The following is a 22689-nucleotide window of genomic DNA, read 5'->3' as shown; positions in this document are numbered from 1 at the left end:
AGCTCAATGAATTCTGAATTTATTTAATATCTTTCGATATTGAATTGACTGTGCTGCAATTCTTTCCTTAAGTAAAACCTAAGTAAGTTATTGCTGTTGGTCACTCAGTTTCAATTGAGACTCTAAATTTGTTTGCCTCACTACCTAAGTAGCTTGGCTGTTAGAACTCAATCTGTACGAGTGCCCACACAGATGATTGCTTTATATTGTTAAAGAACGTTGCGATTAAAGCGTTAAACTTTATCTCGCTAGGGCTGCGCATATTACGCTTTCCTATTTTTTTGTCAACACTTAATTTCGCTAAACTTGAAAGTTTTCGAAACTAAGTTTTACTCGACTCACTGAGTAGCTCGTGCCTCGCTATGCGTTGCGCTCTGCCGTCTCAGTGGGGTCGCATTATAGGGCGAATCGATTTTAACGCAAGCGTTTTTAAACGCTTTTTTGCATTTAATTTTTACCCCAAAGATACCCCACCCAGACACACAAGATACCCACAAAACCCTGTGGATAACCTTGCTTTTACCCTACTATCCTAACGCAGAAACAAAAAAGCACCTTAACATAGGTGCTTTTTATAGAGAGTTTATCTTAATCGTTAGTACAAAATGCTATAAAGCTTGCGACGATATTTAGCAGCTAGCGCATCGCCATCTGGTAAAGACGCAATAACAGCCAAGAAGTTTGGCTTAGCCTCATCAAAATTCAGATCTTTCTTAAGAATAGTAAAGAGTGCTTCTAATGCTTCTTCTTTCCTTCCTGCTTCATTGAGTAGGTTACTTAGCTCCATTTGTAATTCAAGCTCATTAGGATGCTTGGCTACCCTTTCTTGCAATGCTTTTATTTCAGGTGAATCAGTTGCCTCTAGTGCAGCCTCACATTTAGCTTTAATGTTATTAAAGTATGCATCTTGATCTTGTGCGTCTATTGTTTCTATTAATGCTGCGGCTTCATCGAGTTTGTGAATCTGTATACATATATCTGCAAGCACTAATTTAATTCTCGCATTACTACTATCTAATTCATACGCTTGCTTAGCATAATTAAACGCGGCATTTAAATCACTATTAACCAGTGCTTGCTTGGCTTGCTCTAATAAAAGGTCTTGTTGTGCAGGTAAGTGTTTAGATAGGGCATCACGTACTTGGCTTTCTGTTTGTGCACCCGCTAATACATCAACTGGAGCTGAGTCTTTTAATAACACTAAGGTAGGCAAAGTTTGTAAACCGACTTGCTGGGCAAGTTGCGAGGCCAAAGCTTGCTCTGCATCACAATCTAAGTTTGCAACAACTATATAGTTATTATATTCGGCGGCTAGCTTATCTAAAATAGCTGCTTGGCTAATACATTCTGGGCTTTGTGGCGAAAAAAAGTTAAGTAGTACTAACTTTTGTTGTGATGTTTCACCTAATACTTGCTGAAGGTTTTGTGCGTTAAGATTAACTTTATTGCTCATTGAGTTATTGCCATGTTCATCTATTTAGGTTTTTATATGGTGATGAAGATAATAATTACAAGCCATATATTTAAATCATTTAAATACATTATAAGGTAGCGAGGGAAATATGAAATTAGTATATGCGAGTGCACTGTGTTTATTAGTTAGCCCATTATTAAGTGCGCAAACACTCAAGTTGGATCTTAATAAAAGTATGCCAGCAATAGAAAAGCTTTATCTAGATTTACACCAGTCACCTGAACTGTCTTATCATGAGCAGCAAACAGGTAAAAAAATGGCTTCGCAGCTTCAAAAGCTTGGGTTTGATGTAACCAGTAGCGTTGGCGGTTATGGCGTTGTAGGTATATATAGAAATGGCCAAGGCCCCACCGTTATGATTCGAACTGATACTGATGGCTTACCAATCACAGAACAAACAGGAAAAGCATACGCATCAACTGTTACCACAGTAAATGAACAAGGTAGCAAGGTCGGTGTTATGCATGGTTGTGGTCATGATATTCATATGAGTTCATTTATAGGCACCGCGCAACAACTAATTAAAAATAAACAGTCGTGGCAAGGTACTTTAATGATGGTTGCGCAACCGGCTGAAGAAGTTGGGGGTGGTGCAAAAGCAATGCTTAGTGAGGGGTTATTTAGCAAATACGCAAAACCCGATCATATTATTGCTTTGCATGTTAGTGCTAGTGTACCTGCAGGAAAAGTTGCTCTGAAAAATGAGTACACTATGGCAAGCGTCGACTCAGTTGATATTTCAATAAAAGGCAAAGGAGGCCATGGAGCCTATCCTCATACGACTGTTGATCCTGTTATTATTGCTGCTCGCACCATTTTAGCATTACAAACAATTACGAGTCGGGAGTTATCTCCTCTTGAACCATCAGTGATCACTGTTGGATCTATCCATGGCGGCTCAAAACACAATGTAATTTCTGATGAAGTAAAGCTACAACTTACTCTGCGTAGCTATAACCCGGAAGTTAGAAATGCGCAAATTGCTGCGATTAAACGTATTACTGCAGGTATTGCACACAGTGCTGGCTTAGAAGAAGCGCTCTACCCAGAAGTGTATGTTCATGAAAGTGAATCGATTCCATCTACTTACAATAATCCGGAGCAAACAAATATAGTTAGGAGTGCCATTGCTGATGCAATTGGTGTAAAAAATGTACTTGCAACTAAAGCTGTTATGGCTGGTGAAGACTTTGGACTATATGGTAGAACAGATGAAAACATCCCCATTACTTTATTTTGGTTAGGCGGAGTTAACCAACAGCAATATACAAATGCAATGAAAAATAACGAAACACTACCTTCATTACATTCAAGTAAATTTGCTCCCGATTATAAAGTAGCGCTTCCAACAGGAATAACTGCAATGAGTAATGCCGCTGCGGCATTATTCAATCAATAATCTTCAAGGTTATTTTCAAGCCCTGAGTTTAATTTACCGCAGGGCTTTTTTGTAACTCGACTTTTTATACGGCGCTTTCTTTGTACGTTTAGCAAAACGCTTCTTAGGCGATGTTTTTGGCAAATGTGCAAATACATTACTATCGCAGTTAGTTGCTTGGCTTACAAAATTAGTTAAATCAGCTAGCAAAGGCTGTATAAATTGCTGATAACTCATTGCTTGCTGAGCGATATCTCCTAAACTCGACTCCCATTTTGCAGTTAAATCGGGGCTTGATAACCCCTCAGGTAATACACTGATTAGTGCCAGACCTGTTTCAGTTGCTTTAATTGCTTTTCCTTCACGTTTTAAAAAGCGACGTTTAAATAATAGTTCAATGATACCTGCGCGAGTAGCTTCAGTACCAAGGCCATCTGTTTCTTTTAATATTTTTTTGATTTGCGAGTCTTTTACATAACGGCTAATTCCCGTCATAGCAGCAAGTAAGGTTGCATCGGTAAAATGAGCAGGAGGAGTTGTATGCTTTTGCACCACCTCACCTTTAGTACAGGTAAGTACCATGCCTTTTTCCAAATAAGGCAATGTTGCTTCTTCTTTAAGTTCAGGCTTACCCATAAGCAATTTAAAACCCAAGCTTACATCTTGTTTTGCATTAGCTTTGAATAAACCACCCGCTATAGTTACCTCTACCTTGGTTTCGTTGTAAATGTAATCGGGATAAAACTGAATTAAATAGTGTCGACTTATTAACTGATAAATTTTTTCTTCATCACTTGCTAAACTCACAGTTTTTAACTGTTTAGCTGTTGGTACAATCGCGTGGTGAGCTGCTACTTTTGAATCGTTAAAACATTTACTTCGTTTTTTTGCATCTGCTCCATTAACAAATTCTGCTTTTTGGCCTCCATTTACTGCAATCGCTTTTAGTATCGCAGCTGCATCTTGGTGATGATCTTTTGGTAAATAACGATTATCTGAGCGTGGGTAAGTAATTAACTTATGACGTTCATATAAAACCTGGCAAGTATCGAGCACTTTTTGCGCTGGCATTCCGAACGCTTTAGCGGCATCTATTTGTAAAGCAGACAAATTATAGGGAAGCGGCGCGGTTTGTTTTTTTTGCTTTTGCTCAAGAGCAGTTACGCTTGCTGGTTGACTAGCGATACGTGAAGTTACATTTTCAGCTAAAGCTTTGTTAAGCACTCTGCCCTCATCATCTTGATAAGGCTCACACGCTTTACTTGGTATCCACTTAGCAGTAAATGATTGCTCCTTAGGTGTATCAAGGTGAGCAAGTACTTCATAAAATGGTTTTGATACAAAATTTGCTATCTCGTTATCGCGATTAACTACTAGGCCCAAAATGGGTGTTTGCACTCGCCCAACCGACAATACATTACCAAATCCCGCTTTTTGCCCCGCTAATGTGTATGCACGCGTCAAGTTCATGCCAAACAACCAATCAGCACGAGACCGCGCAAGAGCAGAAACACTCAAAGGAATAAAGTCACGGTTAGCACGCATACTATTTAGTGACTTTTTAACTGCCGTTAAGTTTAAGTCACTGATCAATAAACGCTGAATATTTTGTTTTTTTGCTTGGCTGATTTTTGCTTGTTCTATAACTTCATCAACTAATAACTGGCCTTCACGGTCAGGATCGCCAGCATGTACAAGTATTGTTGCTTGTTTGATTAGCTTTTTTAAAATAGTGAGTTGTTTACGAGTTTTAGGCTTTGCTTTAAGTTGCCAATGCTCAGGCACAATAGGTAAATGTTCAAACTGCCACTTTTTAAAACGCTCATCATAGTCATCGGGTTCTGCTTGCTCGAGCAAATGACCTATGCACCAAGATACGCAATCACCATTTGCCACTTCAATATAGCCATCATGCTTTTTATGCGGTTTAGGAAGTGCGTCTGCAATAGCGCGACCCAAAGAGGGTTTTTCAGCAATATAAAGTTTCATAACCAAGCTCTAACACTGTTCATATAAACAGTAGTCTAGCATATCATTTTAAAACGAGGGGTATTTTTGTCGTTATAAGCTTAAAGCTTTATTTCGCTTATTAACAAAAATATATAAAAGCGGTAGATAACATATAACAACAGTAGCGATATTTATTAAGGGCATAAACGTTTGATACATAACAGTACTATACGATAAATCCCAAAGATGGCGATCTACTAAACGAAATAATTGCAGAATAGGGGCAGCAATAACCACAAGTTGGCCAAGTACACATTGCCACAAATGCACTTTATCTTTCAGGCCCAAATAAGCAATCAGTGCCATCCAAGTAATATCTGTTAATGCCCATACAAGATAACGGTATACATAAATACCATCATCAAACGCCATTAAACTTGAGTAAGTTATAGTACCAAATAAGAAAAAAGCAGCGGTAATAGCAGCAAACCTTAAGGCTAAATAATCCTTAAGGATAAAAAACAACAAAATAGCTGGGCTCAGAATAAGAACCCAGCTTTTACTTAATATACTGACGAAGTACAAAAACCATTCAGGCAAACTAAAAAACCTTACTTAACTTTTTTATCTTCGTCTGTACCATCGCCATTACCAGGCATACTACAAAATTTATTTAACATACTCACTCCACTTTTAATTACATCTGTTAAGAGAAATGCATTCTATGCTAAAAAAGGGGACAAAACCAATAAATTCTATCTAATATCAATAGGATCTGATTCTTTCGCCTTGCCTTGTAAAATTGATATTTCTACCCGGCGGTTACGTCTTCGATCTTCTCGGGAATCATTCGGCACTAAAGGTCTGGTTTCTGCACGCCCAACGACCATCATTCGGGTCTTATCAAAACCCGCAACTTTTTGCAGTTCACTTGCTACCGCAACAGCTCGTTTAGAGGATAAATCCCAGTTATTAATATAAAGTTCATTAGAAACTTGAAAGTCATCAGTGTGACCGGAGACGGTGATTTCACCTGGCACATCTTTTAATAACCGGCCAATATCCTGAATGATAGGTTTAAATTGTGGTTGTAAAAACGCACTGCCCGATGGAAACGAACCATTTTCTCTAATACGAATAATGATTTGCTGACCTAATGACTCAAGCTCAATAGCTCCATCAATAATTTGCTTTTCAAGCTGTTGTGCAATTTTTTTAACTAAGTCATTTATTTGCTCTTGATCGGCAGCAGAAACTGAAGGCGCTGAAGCAACTTCCTCAGAGGTGCTGCTAGACTCACCACCTCGTTTTTCGCCTCGTTGTTCTTGCCGTCCGCCGGCTGAACTTTCATCGCCCGCCTGAAACTCTAGCATTTGCTGAGTCATTTCAACTGTTTGTTGCTGAATAGTTTCAATGGGGGTTGGCTCAGGTTTACCTGGAGTAAACTCCATCGCAATAACTGAGGTGCCTTTTGGAATATCTTTAACTTCAATTTTATTTTGTACACCAAAAGCAAACTTCATAGAGCCTGCAATTTGCTTAAATTTAAGCACATCCATTTCAGAAAACGCGAGTAAGAGTACAAAAAAGCACATTAATAGCGACATTAAATCGGCAAATGTCCCCATCCATGCAGGTAACCCTGGGGGTGGGCATTTACACTCTTCATCAGACATAACTATTCCTCAGTGTTTACCGCGCGTTTAGACTCAGCCAAATAATTTTTCAAGATCCCCTCAATTACTTTAGGGTTTTGGCCATCTTGGATGCCTAATACTGCATCCAAAATAAGTCGCTGGTTCATTGCTTCTTCATCTTTACGCAATTCAAGTTTGACCTGAATAGGAATGGCGACAACATTCGCCAAAAATGCCCCATACAACGTTGTTAACAAGGCTACCGCCATGGCTGGGCCGATTGCTTTTGGATCATCCATATTTGATAACATAGCCACCAAGCCGATTAATGTACCAATCATCCCCATTGCGGGAGCAATATCACCTAGCGACTTAAATAAGCTTGCGCCCATTTCATGACGAGTTGTCGTCAGGGAAATATCTTTTTGTAATGTTGCACGCACCACATCCGCATCATGCCCATCCACGAGCATATCAACGCCTTTGCGCATAAATGGATTTGGAATCTCAGCCTCTTCTAATGCTAGAAACCCGCCTTTTCGGGCAGAATCTGCTAGCTCAACCGCCTTTTCAATTAACGCTTCAGGGGGTTCAATTTTAAACATAAACGCTTTAGCACAAACCTTACCAATGCCTAAAAATTGCGACATAGTAAAATTGGATAAAACGATAAAAAGGGAGCCACCAAATACAATAACCACTGAAGGGGTATTGTAAAACATACCGACTTCACCGCTACTACTCATAAACATGGACATGACAATTAAGCCAATTGCGCCAAGGATCCCAATAATGGTTGCTAAATCCACATTCCCTCCAAAGGTTTTATATTTTTTCTTCGCAAGCGTTGTTATTAAATGTATATCGGCAAGATACTGAAATACTTAAGTGATTTTTATGATAAACGATAAAATTACGATTAGTCCTATTTTAGATCAACATAGGGAATCAATCTAACTAATCAGAATTTATAATTTAAAAAATAACGCTGAAGCGCAGTAAAACCCAATTAACAGAATTTATCTATCAAAAAAACATAACATTCTTTGACCTAGTTTAGCATTCCCCCTAAAATTGGCGTCTAAATTTATTATGTAAGTTGAAAATAAAGATGGCGACTAAAAAACCTGAAAATTTAAGTTTCGAACAAGCACTAGAAGAATTAACAACAATTGTCAGTGAAATGGAACAAGGTGATTTATCGCTTGAACAGTCTTTAAAGCAATTTGAGCGCGGCATTGCATTAGCCAGTGCGTCTTCCGGTAAACTTCAACAAGCCGAGCAAAAGGTGTCGATATTAATGGGTAATGACGAAAAAGCACCGCTTACTCAATTTGATAACGATTTGGAATAATTGTGAGCATAAAAGAACAAATAAAGCTCGCTCAAGATGATGTAGCCAATACACTCAACCTTTATTTCGAACAACCTCTTGAAAGCGACAACACCATAAAAGAAGCCACACATTATAGTCTAATGAATGGCGGGAAAAGATTACGCCCTTTTTTGGTTTATACCACAGGCAAAATGCTCGGTGCTGAAAAACGTGATTTAGATGTGCTGGCAGCAGCGATAGAATGCATTCATAGTTATTCATTAGTGCATGACGATTTACCCGCTATGGATGACGATGATTTACGTCGTGGCCGTCCTACATGTCATATTGTCTATGGTGAAGCACAAGCTATTTTAGCAGGTGACGCACTGCAAACCTTAGCGTTTGAGCTTATTGCTAAGCACACATTTAAATGCTCAACAGAAGCTCAGTTAAAAATGATTGCTGAATTAGCACATGCTTCAGGCTTGCAAGGAATGGTTGCCGGGCAAGGCCGCGATATTGCAGCAACAGATAAAGTTATTACGGTTGATGAATTAGAACGTATTCATAAACTTAAAACAGGCGCATTAATAAATTGTGCGATTACTTTGGGCGCACTTTGTGCCCCTAATATTAGCCAACACACTTTAGATAACTTATCTACTTTTGGGTATGCTATCGGGCTGGCCTTTCAGGTTCATGACGATATTTTAGATGTTGAGGGCGACACACTGACTTTAGGTAAGCCTCAAGGGTCAGATATTGCTGCGAATAAAGCGACATACCCGGCTTTATTAGGTATGCTAGGTGCTAAGCAAAAAGCACTAAATTTGATACAACAAGCCCATGAGGCGTTAGCCAATATTGACGCAGACACGACCAGCTTAGCGGCATTGGCAAACTATTTAATTGAACGTGACCATTAAACATGGCTAAAACGTATTAAATCTTAGAACAAAATTATTACTAAATATTAAGCCACCTCTTAAACTTAGCTTTTTTGAGGGAAGTTAATATTAGCGAAGGATATATAAAAAACCATGACACTTGATAGCAGCAAGTATCCATTACTTAATTTGGTGAACGAACCAGCCCACTTGCGAGACTTAGCACAAGATAAGCTTCCTGCATTTAGCCATGAATTGCGTGATTACTTACTCAATTCAGTATCGCAAAGTAGCGGCCATTTAGCGTCTGGTTTAGGTACCGTAGAACTTACCGTTGCATTACATTATGTGTACAACACTCCCGACGACCGTTTAGTTTGGGATGTAGGTCATCAAGCCTACCCACATAAAATACTAACGGGACGTCGTGACCAAATGCACACCATTCGCCAAAAAGATGGATTGCACCCATTTCCATTTAGAGACGAAAGTGAATACGATACGTTTAGTGTTGGCCATTCAAGCACCTCTATTTCAGCGGCGCTGGGTATGTCTATTGCTGCGCAAAAAGAAGGCAAAGGTCGTAAAACCGTGGCGGTGATAGGCGATGGCGCAATTACCGCAGGTATGGCCTTTGAGGCGATGAATCACTTAGGTGATGTTAAATCAGATATGTTGATTATTTTGAACGATAACGAAATGTCGATTTCTGAAAACGTCGGCGCGTTAACCAATCATTTTGCGCGTATTTTATCAGGTAGCTTTTATACCAACATCCGCGAAGGCAGTAAAAAGCTTCTTTCTGGTGTACCGCCGGTAAAAGAACTTGCCAGCCGTATGGAAGAACACATTAAAGGGATGATGATCCCGGGTACTTTTTTTGAAGAATTAGGCCTAAATTACATTGGTCCAATTGATGGCCATGATGTGAACATGCTGGTTGATACGCTGCGTAACATGCGTAACTTAAAAGGCCCACAACTTTTACATATAAAAACCCAAAAAGGCAAAGGTTACAAGCCCGCAGAAGCCGATCCGATTGGTTATCATGGCGTACCAAAATTTGATCCTGCAACTTCAAGTTTACCAAAATCTAAGCCAAGTGCGGCTACTTTCTCAAATGTATTTGGTGATTGGCTTTGCGATATGGCAGAGCAAGACAGCAAATTGATGGCAATTACCCCTGCGATGCGAGAAGGTTCGGGGATGGTGCGTTTTTCTAAAGAACACCCTGAACAATATTTTGATGTGGCAATTGCTGAGCAGCACGCTGTAACCCTTGCTGCAGGTTTTGCCTGTGAAGGGTTAAAACCCGTTGTGGCTATCTACTCTAGCTTTTTACAACGTGCGTATGATCAACTAATTCACGACGTTGCATTGCAAAACCTACCGGTATTATTTGCTATTGACCGCGCAGGTATTGTCGGAGCCGATGGTGAAACTCACCAAGGCGCCTATGACCTAAGCTTTATGCGCTGTATTCCTAACATGGTTATTATGGCACCTAGCGATACTAACGAATGCCGTCAAATGCTATACACTGGCTATCAAGCCAATTGCCCAGTAGCTGTGCGTTACCCGCGTGGCAGTGCGGGCACAGCAGACATTCAAAGCGCTATGCAACAGCTCGAAATTGGTAAAGCTAACGTAATTAAACAAGGTGCTAAAGTAGCTATATTGTCATTTGGTACCTTGCTTGAAAACGCCCAATTAGCCTCAGATGATCTCAATGCCACTTTAGTTAATATGCGATTTATCAAACCACTTGATACTGGTTTAATTGATGAACTTGTCGCTAACCACGATATCATTGTAACACTTGAAGATAATGCAATTTCTGGTGGTGCAGGTTCGGCGGTTAATGAGTATTTAGCCACCCAAAAAGCGGCTGTAAAAATACTTAACTTAGGTATACCGGATGAGTTTATTAAACACGGTACACAACAGCAAATGCATGATGAAATGGGGTTAGGTGGACAAGGTATATTAACTTCAATTAAAGAATTTATGAGCTAATACTTATAGTGTTTAATAAAAAAGGAGCCTTTGGCTCCTTTTTTATTGCTCACTTATAATCTCTAGCGCATCCATACCTTAATATCGGCTAAGCCATTACTTTGTAACAAACCAATTTGCTGTTCAACATTGGGGTTTTGCTCAAACTCAAATGCGTCTAATTGCTCGTCAAAAGTAATATTAGCGACGCCATCGCCGCCGCGTTTTTTAACTTGATGTAAAGCGATGTCAGCTAAATTAATCGATGTTTCCCAGCTAATAACTTGCCCACCTAACAGGGGTAGCGGATAGAAAGACCAACCCACTGACGCTGTTATATTAGTTGTTTCACCGTTAGGTAACTGAAACGAGTAATCGGCAATAGCTTGGCATAATTCAGATACATAACTGTCGATCAAATTACACTTAAAATCACGTAATAACAGTAAAAACTCATCACCACTCCAACGGGCAACATAATCAGAGCCTTGAGTGCGGGAGTTAAGTAATGCAGCCACTTGTTGTAAACAACTATCTCCAGCAATAGGGCCATAGGCATCATTAATACGACTAAAGTTATCTAAATTAATAATTAATAACACCAAAGATTTACCCTGAGCCTGCAATGACTGCGAGTTACGTTGAAAATGCTCAATATCTTTTGGTAATTGATCAAACAAGAAACGACGACTTCTCAGCCCTGTTAGCTCATCAGAGTGACTAACAAGTTTAAGCTGAGAGTTTACTTGGTTTAATTTATCATTTGCTTGGCGAAGCTCTAAGGTTCGCTCAGTAATAAGCCCTTCGAGTACTTGTTGCTTGCGTCGCTCTTGAACTTTAAAGACCCAAAACACTAAATAAAACAGCAACACAAAACCACTGGTGATCAGTAACCTAAAGTAGATAGTTTCACCAAATCGCTCTGGAACAATAAACGCATATTCTGCTGATTGCGCTTTACCCCAATCCTCACCTTGGCGTTTAGTTTCTAATTCAAATAAAAACATACCAGCGGGTAAATTTGTATAAATTGCTTCTCTGCGGGTATTTGCATAGCGCCAATCATTATCAAGTCCATTGAGTTTATATCTAAACTCAATACTTGCCGGAGCGTAATAATCAATCGCGGTATAGGTAAGTGTCACATCACGCTCATCGGTCTCAAGAACTGGTTTTTCGCCTAAAGCAGCTGCTGCGAGCTTTCGTGATGGCGTCGTTAAGGTTTCTATAGTTGGTTTAAGTGAGCGTAATCCAAATAACTCTACGTCTTTAGGAATTTCTACAACGCCTTGCAAACTGGGATACCAAATAGAGTTATCCATATCAACCACCGCATCATGGCCTAAACCATTACAGCATTGGCTGGCTTTACCATCGAGCTGACGGTCAAATGAAGAGATCACTTCTTCTACTTTTAGGCTTTCGATGTTGGCTTTAAATTGCTCAACAGGCATACGGTAAACCCCTTTCATGGTGCTTACCCAAATTCGCTTTGAGGTGTCATCGTATTCTAAGCTGAATATAGAACCATATGGCAGTCCATTGGCGGCGTCTAGTTGCTGCCATTGCCCTTGTCCACTGCGATAAAACAAACCATCATTCAACGAACCAATTAAAATACCTACGCCTTTAATGTGTAAAATGCTAGTAACGTACGCACTTTCTAAGGTGGTTTGGTCACCTATTTTTTCTATCCCGCGTTCAGTAAAGTAATACGCGCCTTTACTGGTACCAATCACGCCAAAATTTGGTTTATCTAGAACATAAGTAACAAACTTACTACCTAAGAACGCATTGTACGCAAAAGGGTTTAAGCCATTATAATTTAGACGATATAACCCTCGTCCGGTGCCTACCCAAAAGCCGCCTTTAGTTGAAGTGCTAATTGCAAAAACAGGGTTATCGCTCAACGCACGAGCAGGGAAACTATATAAGGTGTTCGACTCATAGAAAAACAAGCCTCTGCCAGTAGCAACATAAAGGCGATCGCCATCAAATTGCAGGTCATGTACCGAGGCATTTCCATACTTGGCACTATTGATAACATTGATAAAGGTTTTATCGGCATCAAAATAACCAATGCCACTTTTATTGGCAATCCATAATTTACCATCTGGTGATTTACTAATCGCCATCACCGCTTCGGTCATTTTAGAAATGGCTGAATGGCGCTCTATTCGCCCTTCGTGAGCAAGCCATAACCCTTCACTAAAACTCGCTAGCCATATGTTATTTTCATCATCTCTAAATATATCGGCAAACCAAATACTCTGATCTAATTGGCTGGGTTCAACCCACTGCCAATCATTAGATTTAGCTCTAAATAATAAACGTCCATAGGTTGATATCCACAAGCCGCCATTACCATCGCTCATAAACTTATACACAGCTGAGTTATTAGCATTGGGAAGTGGAAACGGACGTAGCTCGTCATCTAAATCTAAAAAATAAGCCCCTAACTCAGAAGCTAGGTACAAATTACCATTTAAAAACGATAGATCGTGAACAATGGTTTGCGCTAAACGATCGGGTAAAGCCACTTTAGCGGTTAGTTCTAAGCGTAATTTAGAAAAGTCAGACGAGCTTTGCGTTAAACGTAATAAATTACGGTCGTTAACCAGCCAAATTCCCTCAGGTGAAAGCGCCATTTTACTGACCGACCCCACAATTTGGGTGATAGCTGTGGCGTTTACAATAGGACTAGGGTTATTTAGTTGGTCGCGCAGTTCTATTTGACCTCTGTCTATATAATAGAGCCCATTAGCTGCTATCCAGATACTGCCTTGAGAATCTTCAAGAATATCTCTTACAGGGCCTTTAATATTAAACTCTTGTGCGGTTAGCTTTTCAGGATCGATAACCACAAGGCCATTTTTAGTGCCTACCCACAATAATCCTTCGCCATCGATCAATAATTTATTAATACCATTGCTGGGTAAAAATAAACTATTTTGGGTATTATAATTAGTGAAGGTATTGCCATCAAAACGGCTTAATCCAAATTGAGTGCCAAGCCACATATAGCCTTGGTTATCTTGTACTACACTTTTTAGGGATTGTGAGGGTAAGCCGTCTTTGATATTCCATTGTTTAACTACGTAATCAGTAATTGAAGCCGTACTTGGCATGGCACATAGCATAAGTACACAAACCAATAAAAATCGCATCATAGTGCTGCCACCTAGTTAAACAAATAATAAATTAAAAGGGTAGTAAACCTACTTTTATCAATGCTTGCAAACAAATAAGCGAAAAAATACCTGCAAGTACATCATCGGCCATAATACCAAACCCACCATGGGCACGTTTATCGAGTATGCGAATCGGCCCTGGCTTTGCTATATCAAAAAAGCGAAACAGTAAAAAGCCCACTAATAATGTTTGCCAGTTAAGTACTGCGCCAATCATAGTAATATAGTAACCAGCAACTTCGTCCCAAACAATTGCGGGATGATCATGTACTTGAAGGTCATCGGCTGTTTTTCCACATGCCCAAATACCAAAGATACTTATGACTACTGCAAATACAATTTGTAACCATAGCGGAAAATGCATGGTAATAAAAATAAACGGTAATGCTGCCAATGTGCCAAATGTACCAGGTGCTTTTGGTGCAAGCCCAGTACCAAAACCCAAACCAAAAAATTGATGTGGGCGTTTTAAATTAAATAATCGGTTTTTATTCAAACCTGCTCCTTGGAAAAGTGCTCAAAACCTTTATGTTCAAAAGCAAACTTCTCACCTTGGTTTAATAACTCTATATTGCCGTCACCACTTTTTATTTGCCCGATACAGCTTGCCTCTACACCGTATTGGCGCAGCTTAATATCTAGCATACTCTTGTTACTATCAGCAACTGTATACAGTAACTCGTAATCATCGCCATAGTTAAGAACAAAAGGAAGTCGCTGCTCAAAATCAAGACTCGCTTGCATGGCATCTGAGGTGGGGACATTTTCAATATTAATGGTGGCACTAACTTGTGATAAATTTAGCACATGCCCTAAGTCGGCTAGTAACCCATCGGAAATATCAATGGCCGACGATGCCAAGCCTCGTAACGCTTGCCCAGCAGCTACACGTGGCGTGGGGAAATTTAAACGTTTATTAATATCTTTTAAGTGTTCAGGTGCAATCGATAAGCCTTGTTTTTTCGATTCAATCGCCAACCCAGCATCACCAAGCGGACCGGTTACAAAAATCCAATCACCCACTTTTGCACCACTTCTACGTAATGCTGTGCCTTCAGGAACTGTACCTTTTGCACAAATAGTAATACTAAGTGGACCTTGAGTGGTATCACCACCAATGATCTGAACGTTAAAGTACTCAGCAATTTCATGCATGCCATCAGTCAGCTCAGCAATCCATTGTGGATCGATACTAGGTAAGGTAAGTGCAACCGACACCCAAGTAGGCTCTGCGCCCATGGCAGCTAAATCACTTAAATTAACAGCAAGAGCTCGATGCCCTAATGCGCGAGGGGAGATATCATGAAAAAAATGCACCCCAGCAACTAAGGTATCTGTGGTTACAGCAAGCTGACAGTTCGCTGGAACTGTGACAAGCGCACAGTCATCTCCAATCCCTAAATTAACATCGCGACGAGTAATGCCACGACCTTTAAAGTAACGATTAATTAATTCAAATTCCTTCATACACAAAAAAGCCGGCCTATGCCGGCTCTCCTTTTTAACGGTTATTTATAACAACTCATCTGATGATAAAAATCAGCTAAAGTTGTTATTACTTGCGTAACTGTTTTACAGCTTTATCAAGTACACCGTTTACAAATTTATGGCTATCTTCAGCGCCAAACATTTTAGCTAATTCAATACTTTCATTGATAGCCACTTTGTAAGGAACGTCTTCACGAAATTTAAGCTCGTAGCTGCTTAAACGTAAGATTGCACGTTCAACTTCGTCTAATTCATCAAATGGACGAGTTAAATGAGGCGATACAGCTTCGTCTAGTTGCTTGTGGTTTACTGCAACTCCACGCGCTAAATCTTTAAAATATTCAACATCAATTTTAGTCACATCGTTTTCGATCAACATTTGTTGTTCGATATCGGCAATTGCATTGCCGCTTAATTGCCATGAATACACGGCTTGAAGTGCTAAGATACGTGCTTTACGTCTTGCTGCTGGTTTCACAAAAATTCCTTAAACTTAAATTTTATCTAACACATTAACCATTTCAAGCGCACCTAAAGCAGCTTCGCCGCCTTTGTTACCCATTTTGGTACCTGCGCGCTCAATTGCTTGCTCAATGCTTTCAGTGGTTAATACGCCAAATGCAACCGGGATATCATACTCAAGTGATACTTGTGCAAGCCCTTTATTTGACTCGCCAGCGACGAGATCAAAGTGAGGCGTGCCCCCTCTGATCACTACACCTAAGGCGATAATTGCATCATATTCTTTTTTTGCTGCAACGCGTTTCGCTGCTAAAGGTAATTCAACCGCACCTGGTACGTAAATTACGGTAATATCATCTTCTGATACTCCACCAGTACGTTTTAGCTCATCAACAGCACCTGCAAGCAAGCTACTACCAATAAAGTCATTGAAACGAGAAATGACAATGGCAAACTTTTTGCCTGGAGCGTATTTATTACCTTCAATAATTTTCATTTGATAACCCTAAAAATAAGTTTAAGCGATTTCGGTTGCGCAAAAATTGCTGCGCATTATACCACATAAATAAAATAATAGCCTAGCGTGTAATTATTGTGGCTCTACGTAATCAACAACTTCTAAATGGAAGCCTGATAATGCATGATATTTTTTCGGTAAACTCATCAAACGCATTTTTTGGATACCTAAATCAGCCAAAATTTGCGAGCCTACACCTACGGTACGTGAAGTACCTTGGAATTTGCGTGGCGTTACACTCTCGCCAGCATCAGCTGCAGCGAATGCTTTAACAGTCGCTTCTAATTCGTCAGTGCTTTCTTGCTTACCTAAGATGACTAAAGCACCATTATGCTCAGCTATATACGCCATTGCTTGCGATAATCCCCAACTACGATCAGCATTACGATCAGAGAGTAAAATATCGTTAAAGGTACTTTGTAAGTGCACTCGCACTAACGTTGGTTCTTGTTGTTTTATTTCACCTTTAAGCAATGCATAGTGCAGCTGCCCGTCAATGGTGTCTTTGTAAGTTACTAAGTCAAATTCGCCATGCTCAGTTGGCAATTTACATTTTGCAACTTGCTCAATAGTGGTTTCATTTAAGTTACGGTATTCGATTAAATCAGCAATGGTGCCAATTTTAATATCATGTTGCTTAGCAAATACTTCTAAATCAGGGCGGCGCGCCATGGTGCCATCTTCATTTAGAATTTCTACAATCACTGATGACGGCTCAAGCCCCGCTAAACGCGCTAAATCACAGCCAGCTTCAGTGTGCCCTGCGCGCGTTAATACGCCGCCAGGTTGCGCCATAATAGGGAAAATATGCCCAGGCTGTACAATATCGCTTGGCACTGCGCCTTTAGCAATGGCAGCTTGAACAGTGCGAGCACGATCCGCTGCAGAAATCCCCGTCGTAACCCCTTTTGATGCTTCAATAGACATAGTAAAGTTAGTCGAGAATGCTGCACCGTTATTTTTAACCATCAGCGGTAAATCAAGTTGCGAGCAACGCTCTTGAGTCATGGTTAAACAAATTAACCCACGGCCATGAGTCGCCATAAAGTTAATTGCTTCTGCACTTATGTGCTCAGCAGCAATAATTAAATCGCCTTCATTTTCTCTGTCTTCATCGTCCATTAAAATAACCATTTTACCGGCTTTAATGTCATCTATTATTTCTTGTGCGCTGTTTAAATTCATAAGTTGCTCGTATAAGTTGTCAATATCGTTATTTTATAAAGCCCGCTTTAGCGAGTAAGCTCATCGAAATATCTGAACCAGTAGGATGCTCAGCTCCCTTTACAAGGCGCTCTAAATAACGTGCTATTTGGTCGACCTCTAGATTCACTTTGGTACCGACTTGAAAATCGGCTATGGTCGTTTGATCCTTGGTGTGTGGCACAATCGTTAGTTTAAATTTATTACCTTCAACTGCATTGACCGTTAAGCTAACACCATCAATACACACAGACCCTTTATAAGGAATGTATTTCATTAAATTTTCGTCGGTGGCTAACCAATATTCGGTTGCTCGTGCACTGGTATTTATTGCTGTGATAGTGGCAATACCATCAACATGACCAGACACTAAATGCCCCCCGAGGCGCGATACAGGTTGCATCGCCTTTTCTAAGTTAACTGTTTGCCCTAAAGCGTAATGTGCAAACCCCGTTAAGCTAATCGTTTCATTTGATAAGTCAGCACTAAAGCCATCTATATGCTTATCAACAACAGTGAGGCATACACCGTTGGTTGCAATACTGTCACCTAACTTAACATCACTCATATCAAGGTTTTTACTTTGGATACGAATAGCTAAATCACCTTGTTTTTTTTGTAATAACGCAATTTTACCTGTCGCTTCAACTATTCCAGTAAACATAGTGCTACTCTTTATATAAAATGATTAATGAGCTTTTTTGTGTGCTGTGATACGTAAATCATCACCAATTGGCACACACTCATTAAAAGTTAAATTAATGGTATTTTGCATACTCATTAACTCAGGGAAATTCAGTAAACTTTTTGCATCGCTACCCATTAACTTAGGGGCAATATAAAAAACAAACTCATCAATTAAATCAAGTTCAGCCATTTTTCCGGCCAATGTGGCTCCCGCTTCTAACCACACATTATTAAACTGTAATTGCGCTAGCTTTTGCAGTGCTGCTTGTAAGTCTACTTTATTGTTCTTTTCGGGTAGTTCGATCTGTTTAACAAAATGAGGCCACTGATGCGATTTATCAACCCGAGTGGTAAATATTATCATCTCGCTTTGAATTGAAAATAAGGCAAGTTCAGGGGTAAGTCTGTTTTGGGAATCAATAATAACGCGAACCGGTTGGCGCAGTGGTAAATCAGTTGGTAAAGAATGCGGAAACTCTTCTGGGCGTACATTTAGTTTTGCATCATCCATCAAGACTGTATCGGCACCGGTTAAAATTGCACAGCTCTGAGCACGATATAGTTGCACATCTTGGCGCGCAGCGGGCCCGGTTATCCATTTACTTTGGCCATTTTTAAGCGCTGTTTTACCATCAATACTTGCGGCCATTTTACAGGTAACAAAGGGCAACCCCTGCTCCATTCGTTTAAAAAAGCCTAAATTTAATGCCCGCGCTTGCTCTTCAAGTAATCCGTAAGCGACTTCTATACCTGCATCCGCTAAAATTTTAAGGCCTTTTCCTGCAACTTGCGGGTTGCTATCAACCATAGCAGCAATCACTTTTTTCACACCCGCGGCCTTTAGCCCTTCAGCACAAGGCGGTGTACGACCATAATGACTGCAAGGCTCTAGGGTTACATAAGCGGTTGCACCTTTAGCACTTTCACCGGCCTCAGCCAAAGCATTAACTTCAGCATGACCTTGCCCTGCTAATTGATGAAACCCTTCGGCTATTATTTTATTATTTTTTACTAGTACGCAGCCTACATTAGGATTAGGAGTGGTGGTAAAGCGCCCTTTTTTTGCCAGCTCAATGGCACGTGCCATATAACGTTTATCATCCTCTGAAAACGAGCTTTGCATGGTCATTACTACTCTCCTAAGCGGGCTATTTCTTCACCAAACTCACGTATATCTTCAAACGAGCGATATACTGAGGCAAATCTTACATAGGCTACTTTATCTAATTTTTTCAGCGCTTCCATAATGCACTCACCTACCAAATGACTAGACACTTCGCGTTCGCCAGTGGCTCGCAGCTGCGATTTAATTATATTAACTACTTCGTCAACTTGTTCAGTACTTACAGGACGCTTTTCAAGGGCGCGAGTTAAGCCATTTAGTAACTTATCTTCATTAAACGGTTCGCGGCTGCCATCTTGCTTAATAACTCGCGGCATGACTAATTCAGCCCCTTCAAAGGTGGTAAATCGTTCGTGGCATTCATTACATTCACGACGTCTACGTACTTGGTGTCCCCCACCAACAAGGCGAGAATCAATAACTTTAGTATCTTTGGCGGTGCAAAATGGGCAATGCATAACTGTGTGTTTCCGTTTTAAAAACAAAAAATGGCCGCTATCATAGCGGCCATTATCATAACAAAAATGTGTGCAGTTGTGATCTAAATTACTATTTTACTCTTGGATTAAGCGTAAACAGGTAATTTTGCACAAATTGCTTTCACTTTTTCTTTTACTTGCGCTTGTACTGACTCATCTTCGATGTTGTCTAGCACGTCACAGATCCAGCCAGCTAACTCTTTTGACTCAGCTTCTTTAAAGCCACGACGAGTGATTGCTGGTGAACCAATACGCAAACCAGAAGTAACAAATGGTGAACGAGGATCGTTCGGTACTGAGTTTTTGTTAACTGTGATATTCGCATTACCTAGGGCAGCATCTGCATCTTTACCTGTGATATCTTTATCGATTAAATCAAGTAAGAATAAGTGGTTGTCAGTTTTACCTGATACTACTTTGTAGCCGCGCTCTTGTAATACTGCAACCATTGCTTGAGCATTTTTAACAACTTGAGCTTGGTATGTTTTAAATTCAGGTTGAAGTGCTTCTTTAAATGCCACCGCTTTAGCAGCAATAACATGACATAAAGGACCACCTTGGCCACCTGGGAAAACAGCGCTGTTTAGCTTTTTGTAAATATCTTCATCGCCACACGCAGAAATGATTAAACCACCGCGAGGGCCGGCTAATGTTTTATGTGTTGTGGTTGTTACAACGTGAGCAAATGGCACTGGACTTGGGTAAACACCCGCAGCAATTAAACCTGCAACGTGCGCCATATCAACAAATAAGTATGCGCCTACTTTGTCTGCAATTTCACGGAACTTAGCCCAATCAACAATACCTGAGTATGCAGAAAAACCCGCAATGATCATTTTTGGCTTGTGCTCAAGTGCTAACGCTTCAACTTGTGCGTAATCAATTTCGCCAGTTTCTTCGTTAAGGCCATACTGAATTGCGTTGTATGTTTTACCAGAGAAGTTAACGTGTGAGCCGTGTGTTAAATGACCACCGTGCGCTAGGCTCATGCCTAAAACAGTATCAAGTGGGCTTAATAGTGCTTGGAAAACAGCGGCATTCGCTTGTGAACCAGCATGTGGTTGCACGTTTGCGTAATCTGTACCAAATAATTCATTTGCGCGGTCAATCGCTAACTGCTCAACCACATCAACGTGCTCACAGCCACCGTAGTAACGTTTGCCCGGGTAGCCTTCAGCATATTTGTTAGTAAGTTGAGAACCCTGCGCTTCTAATACGCGTGGGCTACAGTAGTTTTCAGATGCAATTAACTCAATGTGCTCTTCTTGACGTGATGTTTCTTTGCTCATCGCGTCAAATAACTCTGGATCAAAGTCCGAAATATTCATGCTACGTTCTAACATTGGGGGTCTCCTGGGCAACGTGTATGGGTATTTTTTACAGGCTTTATTGTACGCTTAAAACGACTCTTTGCCTACGCTCTTAAGTTGAGGATATTTAAACAGGGATTGAAACTATTTCACAGCATTTTGATGATGATATTTTTTTATAAACTAATAACAATTTTAAATGAATTTGATTTATTACATTTATTTAGCTTATGCGTTGTATCTAAAGCGATGTATAAACAAACAAAAAAAGCGGCCTAAGCCGCTTTTTCTAAACGTGTGACTTTAACCTAGCTTAGCAAATAGCTCGCTGCGTAAATCGTCGTAATCATTGTGCATATCAATGGCTAAACACGGTTTTGCAAGCGCATCTGCTAGAGGTTTTGGCATGGCTATTTCGGTATTTAATACTTCTTCAACGCTTTCTTTAAATTTAGCTGGGTGTGCAGTCGCTAAAAAGATACCTGCAGCATCTGTTGCTTTATTTTCAACAAGCCCTTGGTAGGCAATCGCGGTATGAGGCTCTGCAATATAGCCAAGCTGTTGAATTTTTTTCATCACTGATTTTGTGCTTTGCTCATCCACACTAACAGAATAAAAATTGTCATAACTAAACCAGTTATTATCTAACATTGATTGCACACGTGGCCAGTTATTAGGTTTACTCACATCCATTGCATTTGAAAGCGATTCAATTGTCGCATTAGGCGTCCAATTTTTATCAAGCATAAAGCGCGGTACTGTGTCGTTTTGGTTTGTAGTCGCACTTAGTTTACCAACTGGCATACCAATAACAGCGCCAATCATAGCCGCACACACATTACCAAAGTTACCACTGGGTACTGAAATATGCGCTGTAGCACGCTTTTCTTTTGGCAGCTGTGCTATTGCCTCAAAGTAATAACAAACTTGCGCAACTAAGCGGCTAATATTGATTGAATTTGCTGAATTTAAACCAAGTTTTGCTTTTAACTCTTCATCTAAAAATGATTTTTTAACCAACTCTTGGCAATCATCAAAACTGCCTTCTATCGCGTAACAATGAATATTGTCACCGAGTGTAGTAAATAGCTTTTGCTGAGCGAGTGAAATTTTGCCCTTAGGGTATAAAATAACCACATCAATATTTGGCTTATTATAAAAAGCATGCGCGACAGCGGCACCGGTATCACCCGACGTTGCTGTCAATATTGTCACTTTTTCGCCGTGGTTAAACTGCGCTAAACACTCCGCCATAAAGCGGCCACCAAAATCTTTAAACGCCAGTGTTGGGCCATGGAATAACTCTAAGCAATAGGTATTGTCTTCAACTTCCACCAGCTTAACCGGAAAGTTAAACGCATTCTTAACCATCTGGGCAACAGTATCACTTGGTAGCTCGTCACCAATAAGGTGCGATAAAATTTTGCCGCTGCGAGTAACAAAGTCCATATCGAGTAATGCATCAACATCACTTAATGGCGCTAACGACTCAGGAAAAAACACCCCTTGATTACGCCCCAGTCCTGTTTTTACAGCTTCAACAAACGACACTTTTTGTGAATATTCTTTTAAATTATGTAATTGCATGAC

20 protein-coding genes are annotated in these 22689 nt (G+C 40.2%); 4 read left to right on the top strand and 16 right to left on the bottom strand.

The genetic code is table 11. The features are described from left to right. Nucleotides 1–595: 595 nt before the first annotated feature. Nucleotides 596–1453, bottom strand: coding sequence for a tetratricopeptide repeat protein (locus tag ACNSN2_RS02835; protein WP_010390954.1), 858 nt, complete (start codon nt 1451–1453; stop codon nt 596–598). 109 nt (nt 1454–1562) lie between these two features. Between ACNSN2_RS02835 and ACNSN2_RS02830 the strand changes: the two genes are divergently transcribed. Then, nucleotides 1563–2873 carry a M20 metallopeptidase family protein gene (locus ACNSN2_RS02830; RefSeq protein WP_418608533.1) on the top strand — a complete coding sequence of 437 codons (1311 nt, stop codon included), beginning with the start codon at nt 1563–1565 and terminating at the stop codon, nt 2871–2873. Between the two features lie 33 nt (nt 2874–2906). Here the strand turns inward: ACNSN2_RS02830 and ACNSN2_RS02825 are convergent, their stop codons facing one another. The 4 genes from ACNSN2_RS02825 to pomA all read right to left on the bottom strand — a co-directional run bounded on the left by ACNSN2_RS02825 (nt 2907) and on the right by pomA (nt 7248). After that, a complete protein-coding gene (locus tag ACNSN2_RS02825) occupies nt 2907–4841 on the bottom strand; it encodes a DNA topoisomerase III (RefSeq protein ID WP_418608532.1) in 1935 nt (644 codons plus the stop codon). Nucleotides 4842–4913: 72 nt separating this feature from the next. After that, nucleotides 4914–5402, bottom strand: a complete 489-nt coding sequence (locus ACNSN2_RS02820) for a hypothetical protein (protein ID WP_075170367.1) — start codon at nt 5400–5402, stop codon at nt 4914–4916. A gap of 155 nt (nt 5403–5557) precedes the next feature. After that, nucleotides 5558–6478 carry a flagellar motor protein MotB gene (locus tag ACNSN2_RS02815; protein ID WP_010390949.1) on the bottom strand — a complete coding sequence of 307 codons (921 nt, stop codon included), beginning with the start codon at nt 6476–6478 and terminating at the stop codon, nt 5558–5560. 2 nt (nt 6479–6480) lie between these two features. Continuing rightward, nucleotides 6481–7248: a flagellar motor protein PomA gene (gene pomA / locus ACNSN2_RS02810; RefSeq protein ID WP_010390948.1), complete on the bottom strand. Its 768-nt coding sequence runs from the start codon at nt 7246–7248 to the stop codon at nt 6481–6483. 302 nt (nt 7249–7550) lie between these two features. Here pomA and xseB point away from each other — a divergent pair, with 302 nt between their 5' ends. The 3 genes from xseB (at nt 7551) to dxs (ending at nt 10660) form a co-directional block, all read left to right on the top strand. Then, complete coding sequence (gene xseB, locus ACNSN2_RS02805; RefSeq protein ID WP_010390946.1) at nt 7551–7793, top strand: exodeoxyribonuclease VII small subunit; 243 nt, start codon at nt 7551–7553, stop codon at nt 7791–7793. A 2-nt stretch (nt 7794–7795) separates the two neighbouring features. Further along, a complete protein-coding gene (gene ispA / locus ACNSN2_RS02800) occupies nt 7796–8683 on the top strand; it encodes a (2E,6E)-farnesyl diphosphate synthase (protein WP_008110206.1) in 888 nt (295 codons plus the stop codon). A 114-nt stretch (nt 8684–8797) separates the two neighbouring features. Next, nucleotides 8798–10660 carry a 1-deoxy-D-xylulose-5-phosphate synthase gene (gene dxs, locus ACNSN2_RS02795; protein ID WP_418608531.1) on the top strand — a complete coding sequence of 621 codons (1863 nt, stop codon included), beginning with the start codon at nt 8798–8800 and terminating at the stop codon, nt 10658–10660. Nucleotides 10661–10722: 62 nt separating this feature from the next. Here dxs and ACNSN2_RS02790 read toward each other — a convergent pair whose 3' ends face one another. The 11 genes from ACNSN2_RS02790 to thrC form a co-directional block, all read right to left on the bottom strand. Continuing rightward, nucleotides 10723–13809, bottom strand: a complete 3087-nt coding sequence (locus ACNSN2_RS02790; protein ID WP_418608530.1) for a diguanylate cyclase domain-containing protein — start codon at nt 13807–13809, stop codon at nt 10723–10725. Between the two features lie 31 nt (nt 13810–13840). Then, nucleotides 13841–14326, bottom strand: a complete 486-nt coding sequence (locus tag ACNSN2_RS02785) for a phosphatidylglycerophosphatase A (protein WP_418608529.1) — start codon at nt 14324–14326, stop codon at nt 13841–13843. Further along, nucleotides 14323–15297, bottom strand: coding sequence for a thiamine-phosphate kinase (gene thiL / locus ACNSN2_RS02780; protein ID WP_418608528.1), 975 nt, complete (start codon nt 15295–15297; stop codon nt 14323–14325). Before thiL ends, ACNSN2_RS02785 begins: the two co-directional genes overlap by 4 nt. An 88-nt stretch (nt 15298–15385) precedes the next feature. Then, complete coding sequence (gene nusB / locus ACNSN2_RS02775) at nt 15386–15796, bottom strand: transcription antitermination factor NusB (RefSeq protein ID WP_010390936.1); 411 nt, start codon at nt 15794–15796, stop codon at nt 15386–15388. 15 nt (nt 15797–15811) lie between these two features. Next, the gene (gene ribE / locus ACNSN2_RS02770; RefSeq protein ID WP_008110216.1) at nt 15812–16276 is read right to left on the bottom strand and encodes a 6,7-dimethyl-8-ribityllumazine synthase; all 465 of its coding nucleotides are present in this window, start codon (nt 16274–16276) and stop codon (nt 15812–15814) included. 93 nt (nt 16277–16369) lie between these two features. Further along, nucleotides 16370–17482 carry a bifunctional 3,4-dihydroxy-2-butanone-4-phosphate synthase/GTP cyclohydrolase II gene (gene ribBA / locus ACNSN2_RS02765; RefSeq protein ID WP_010390933.1) on the bottom strand — a complete coding sequence of 371 codons (1113 nt, stop codon included), beginning with the start codon at nt 17480–17482 and terminating at the stop codon, nt 16370–16372. 28 nt (nt 17483–17510) lie between these two features. Beyond that, on the bottom strand, nt 17511–18164 hold the full coding sequence (locus ACNSN2_RS02760; RefSeq protein ID WP_418608527.1) for a riboflavin synthase: 654 nt from the start codon (nt 18162–18164) through the stop codon (nt 17511–17513). 24 nt (nt 18165–18188) lie between these two features. Then, complete coding sequence (gene ribD, locus ACNSN2_RS02755; RefSeq protein ID WP_418608526.1) at nt 18189–19316, bottom strand: bifunctional diaminohydroxyphosphoribosylaminopyrimidine deaminase/5-amino-6-(5-phosphoribosylamino)uracil reductase RibD; 1128 nt, start codon at nt 19314–19316, stop codon at nt 18189–18191. 2 nt (nt 19317–19318) lie between these two features. Beyond that, nucleotides 19319–19768, bottom strand: coding sequence for a transcriptional regulator NrdR (gene nrdR / locus ACNSN2_RS02750; RefSeq protein WP_010390928.1), 450 nt, complete (start codon nt 19766–19768; stop codon nt 19319–19321). A gap of 107 nt (nt 19769–19875) precedes the next feature. Continuing rightward, nucleotides 19876–21132 carry a serine hydroxymethyltransferase gene (gene glyA / locus ACNSN2_RS02745; RefSeq protein WP_008466843.1) on the bottom strand — a complete coding sequence of 419 codons (1257 nt, stop codon included), beginning with the start codon at nt 21130–21132 and terminating at the stop codon, nt 19876–19878. Between the two features lie 270 nt (nt 21133–21402). Then, on the bottom strand, nt 21403–22686 hold the full coding sequence (gene thrC / locus ACNSN2_RS02740; protein ID WP_418608525.1) for a threonine synthase: 1284 nt from the start codon (nt 22684–22686) through the stop codon (nt 21403–21405). Nucleotides 22687–22689: the final 3 nt, after the last annotated feature.

Origin of the sequence: Pseudoalteromonas sp. US3C1013 (assembly GCF_048401115.1) — a bacterium.
Lineage (GTDB): Bacteria > Pseudomonadota > Gammaproteobacteria > Enterobacterales > Alteromonadaceae > Pseudoalteromonas > Pseudoalteromonas undina.
This window is presented reverse-complemented; position numbering and strand designations above follow the sequence as displayed.

What these genes read in the sequence shown, in the direction of transcription:
- ACNSN2_RS02835 (WP_010390954.1), bottom strand. Translation starts at nt 1,453, where the DNA reads ATGAGCAATAAAGTTAATCTTAACGCACAAAACCTTCAGCAAGTATTA.
- ACNSN2_RS02830 (WP_418608533.1), top strand. Translation starts at nt 1,563, where the DNA reads ATGAAATTAGTATATGCGAGTGCACTGTGTTTATTAGTTAGCCCATTA.
- ACNSN2_RS02825 (WP_418608532.1), bottom strand. Translation starts at nt 4,841, where the DNA reads ATGAAACTTTATATTGCTGAAAAACCCTCTTTGGGTCGCGCTATTGCA.
- ACNSN2_RS02815 (WP_010390949.1), bottom strand. Translation starts at nt 6,478, where the DNA reads ATGTCTGATGAAGAGTGTAAATGCCCACCCCCAGGGTTACCTGCATGG.
- xseB (WP_010390946.1), top strand. Translation starts at nt 7,551, where the DNA reads ATGGCGACTAAAAAACCTGAAAATTTAAGTTTCGAACAAGCACTAGAA.
- dxs (WP_418608531.1), top strand. Translation starts at nt 8,798, where the DNA reads ATGACACTTGATAGCAGCAAGTATCCATTACTTAATTTGGTGAACGAA.
- ACNSN2_RS02790 (WP_418608530.1), bottom strand. Translation starts at nt 13,809, where the DNA reads ATGATGCGATTTTTATTGGTTTGTGTACTTATGCTATGTGCCATGCCA.
- thiL (WP_418608528.1), bottom strand. Translation starts at nt 15,297, where the DNA reads ATGAAGGAATTTGAATTAATTAATCGTTACTTTAAAGGTCGTGGCATT.
- ribE (WP_008110216.1), bottom strand. Translation starts at nt 16,276, where the DNA reads ATGAAAATTATTGAAGGTAATAAATACGCTCCAGGCAAAAAGTTTGCC.
- ribBA (WP_010390933.1), bottom strand. Translation starts at nt 17,482, where the DNA reads ATGAATTTAAACAGCGCACAAGAAATAATAGATGACATTAAAGCCGGT.
- ACNSN2_RS02760 (WP_418608527.1), bottom strand. Translation starts at nt 18,164, where the DNA reads ATGTTTACTGGAATAGTTGAAGCGACAGGTAAAATTGCGTTATTACAA.
- ribD (WP_418608526.1), bottom strand. Translation starts at nt 19,316, where the DNA reads ATGACCATGCAAAGCTCGTTTTCAGAGGATGATAAACGTTATATGGCA.
- nrdR (WP_010390928.1), bottom strand. Translation starts at nt 19,768, where the DNA reads ATGCATTGCCCATTTTGCACCGCCAAAGATACTAAAGTTATTGATTCT.
- glyA (WP_008466843.1), bottom strand. Translation starts at nt 21,132, where the DNA reads ATGTTAGAACGTAGCATGAATATTTCGGACTTTGATCCAGAGTTATTT.
- thrC (WP_418608525.1), bottom strand. Translation starts at nt 22,686, where the DNA reads ATGCAATTACATAATTTAAAAGAATATTCACAAAAAGTGTCGTTTGTT.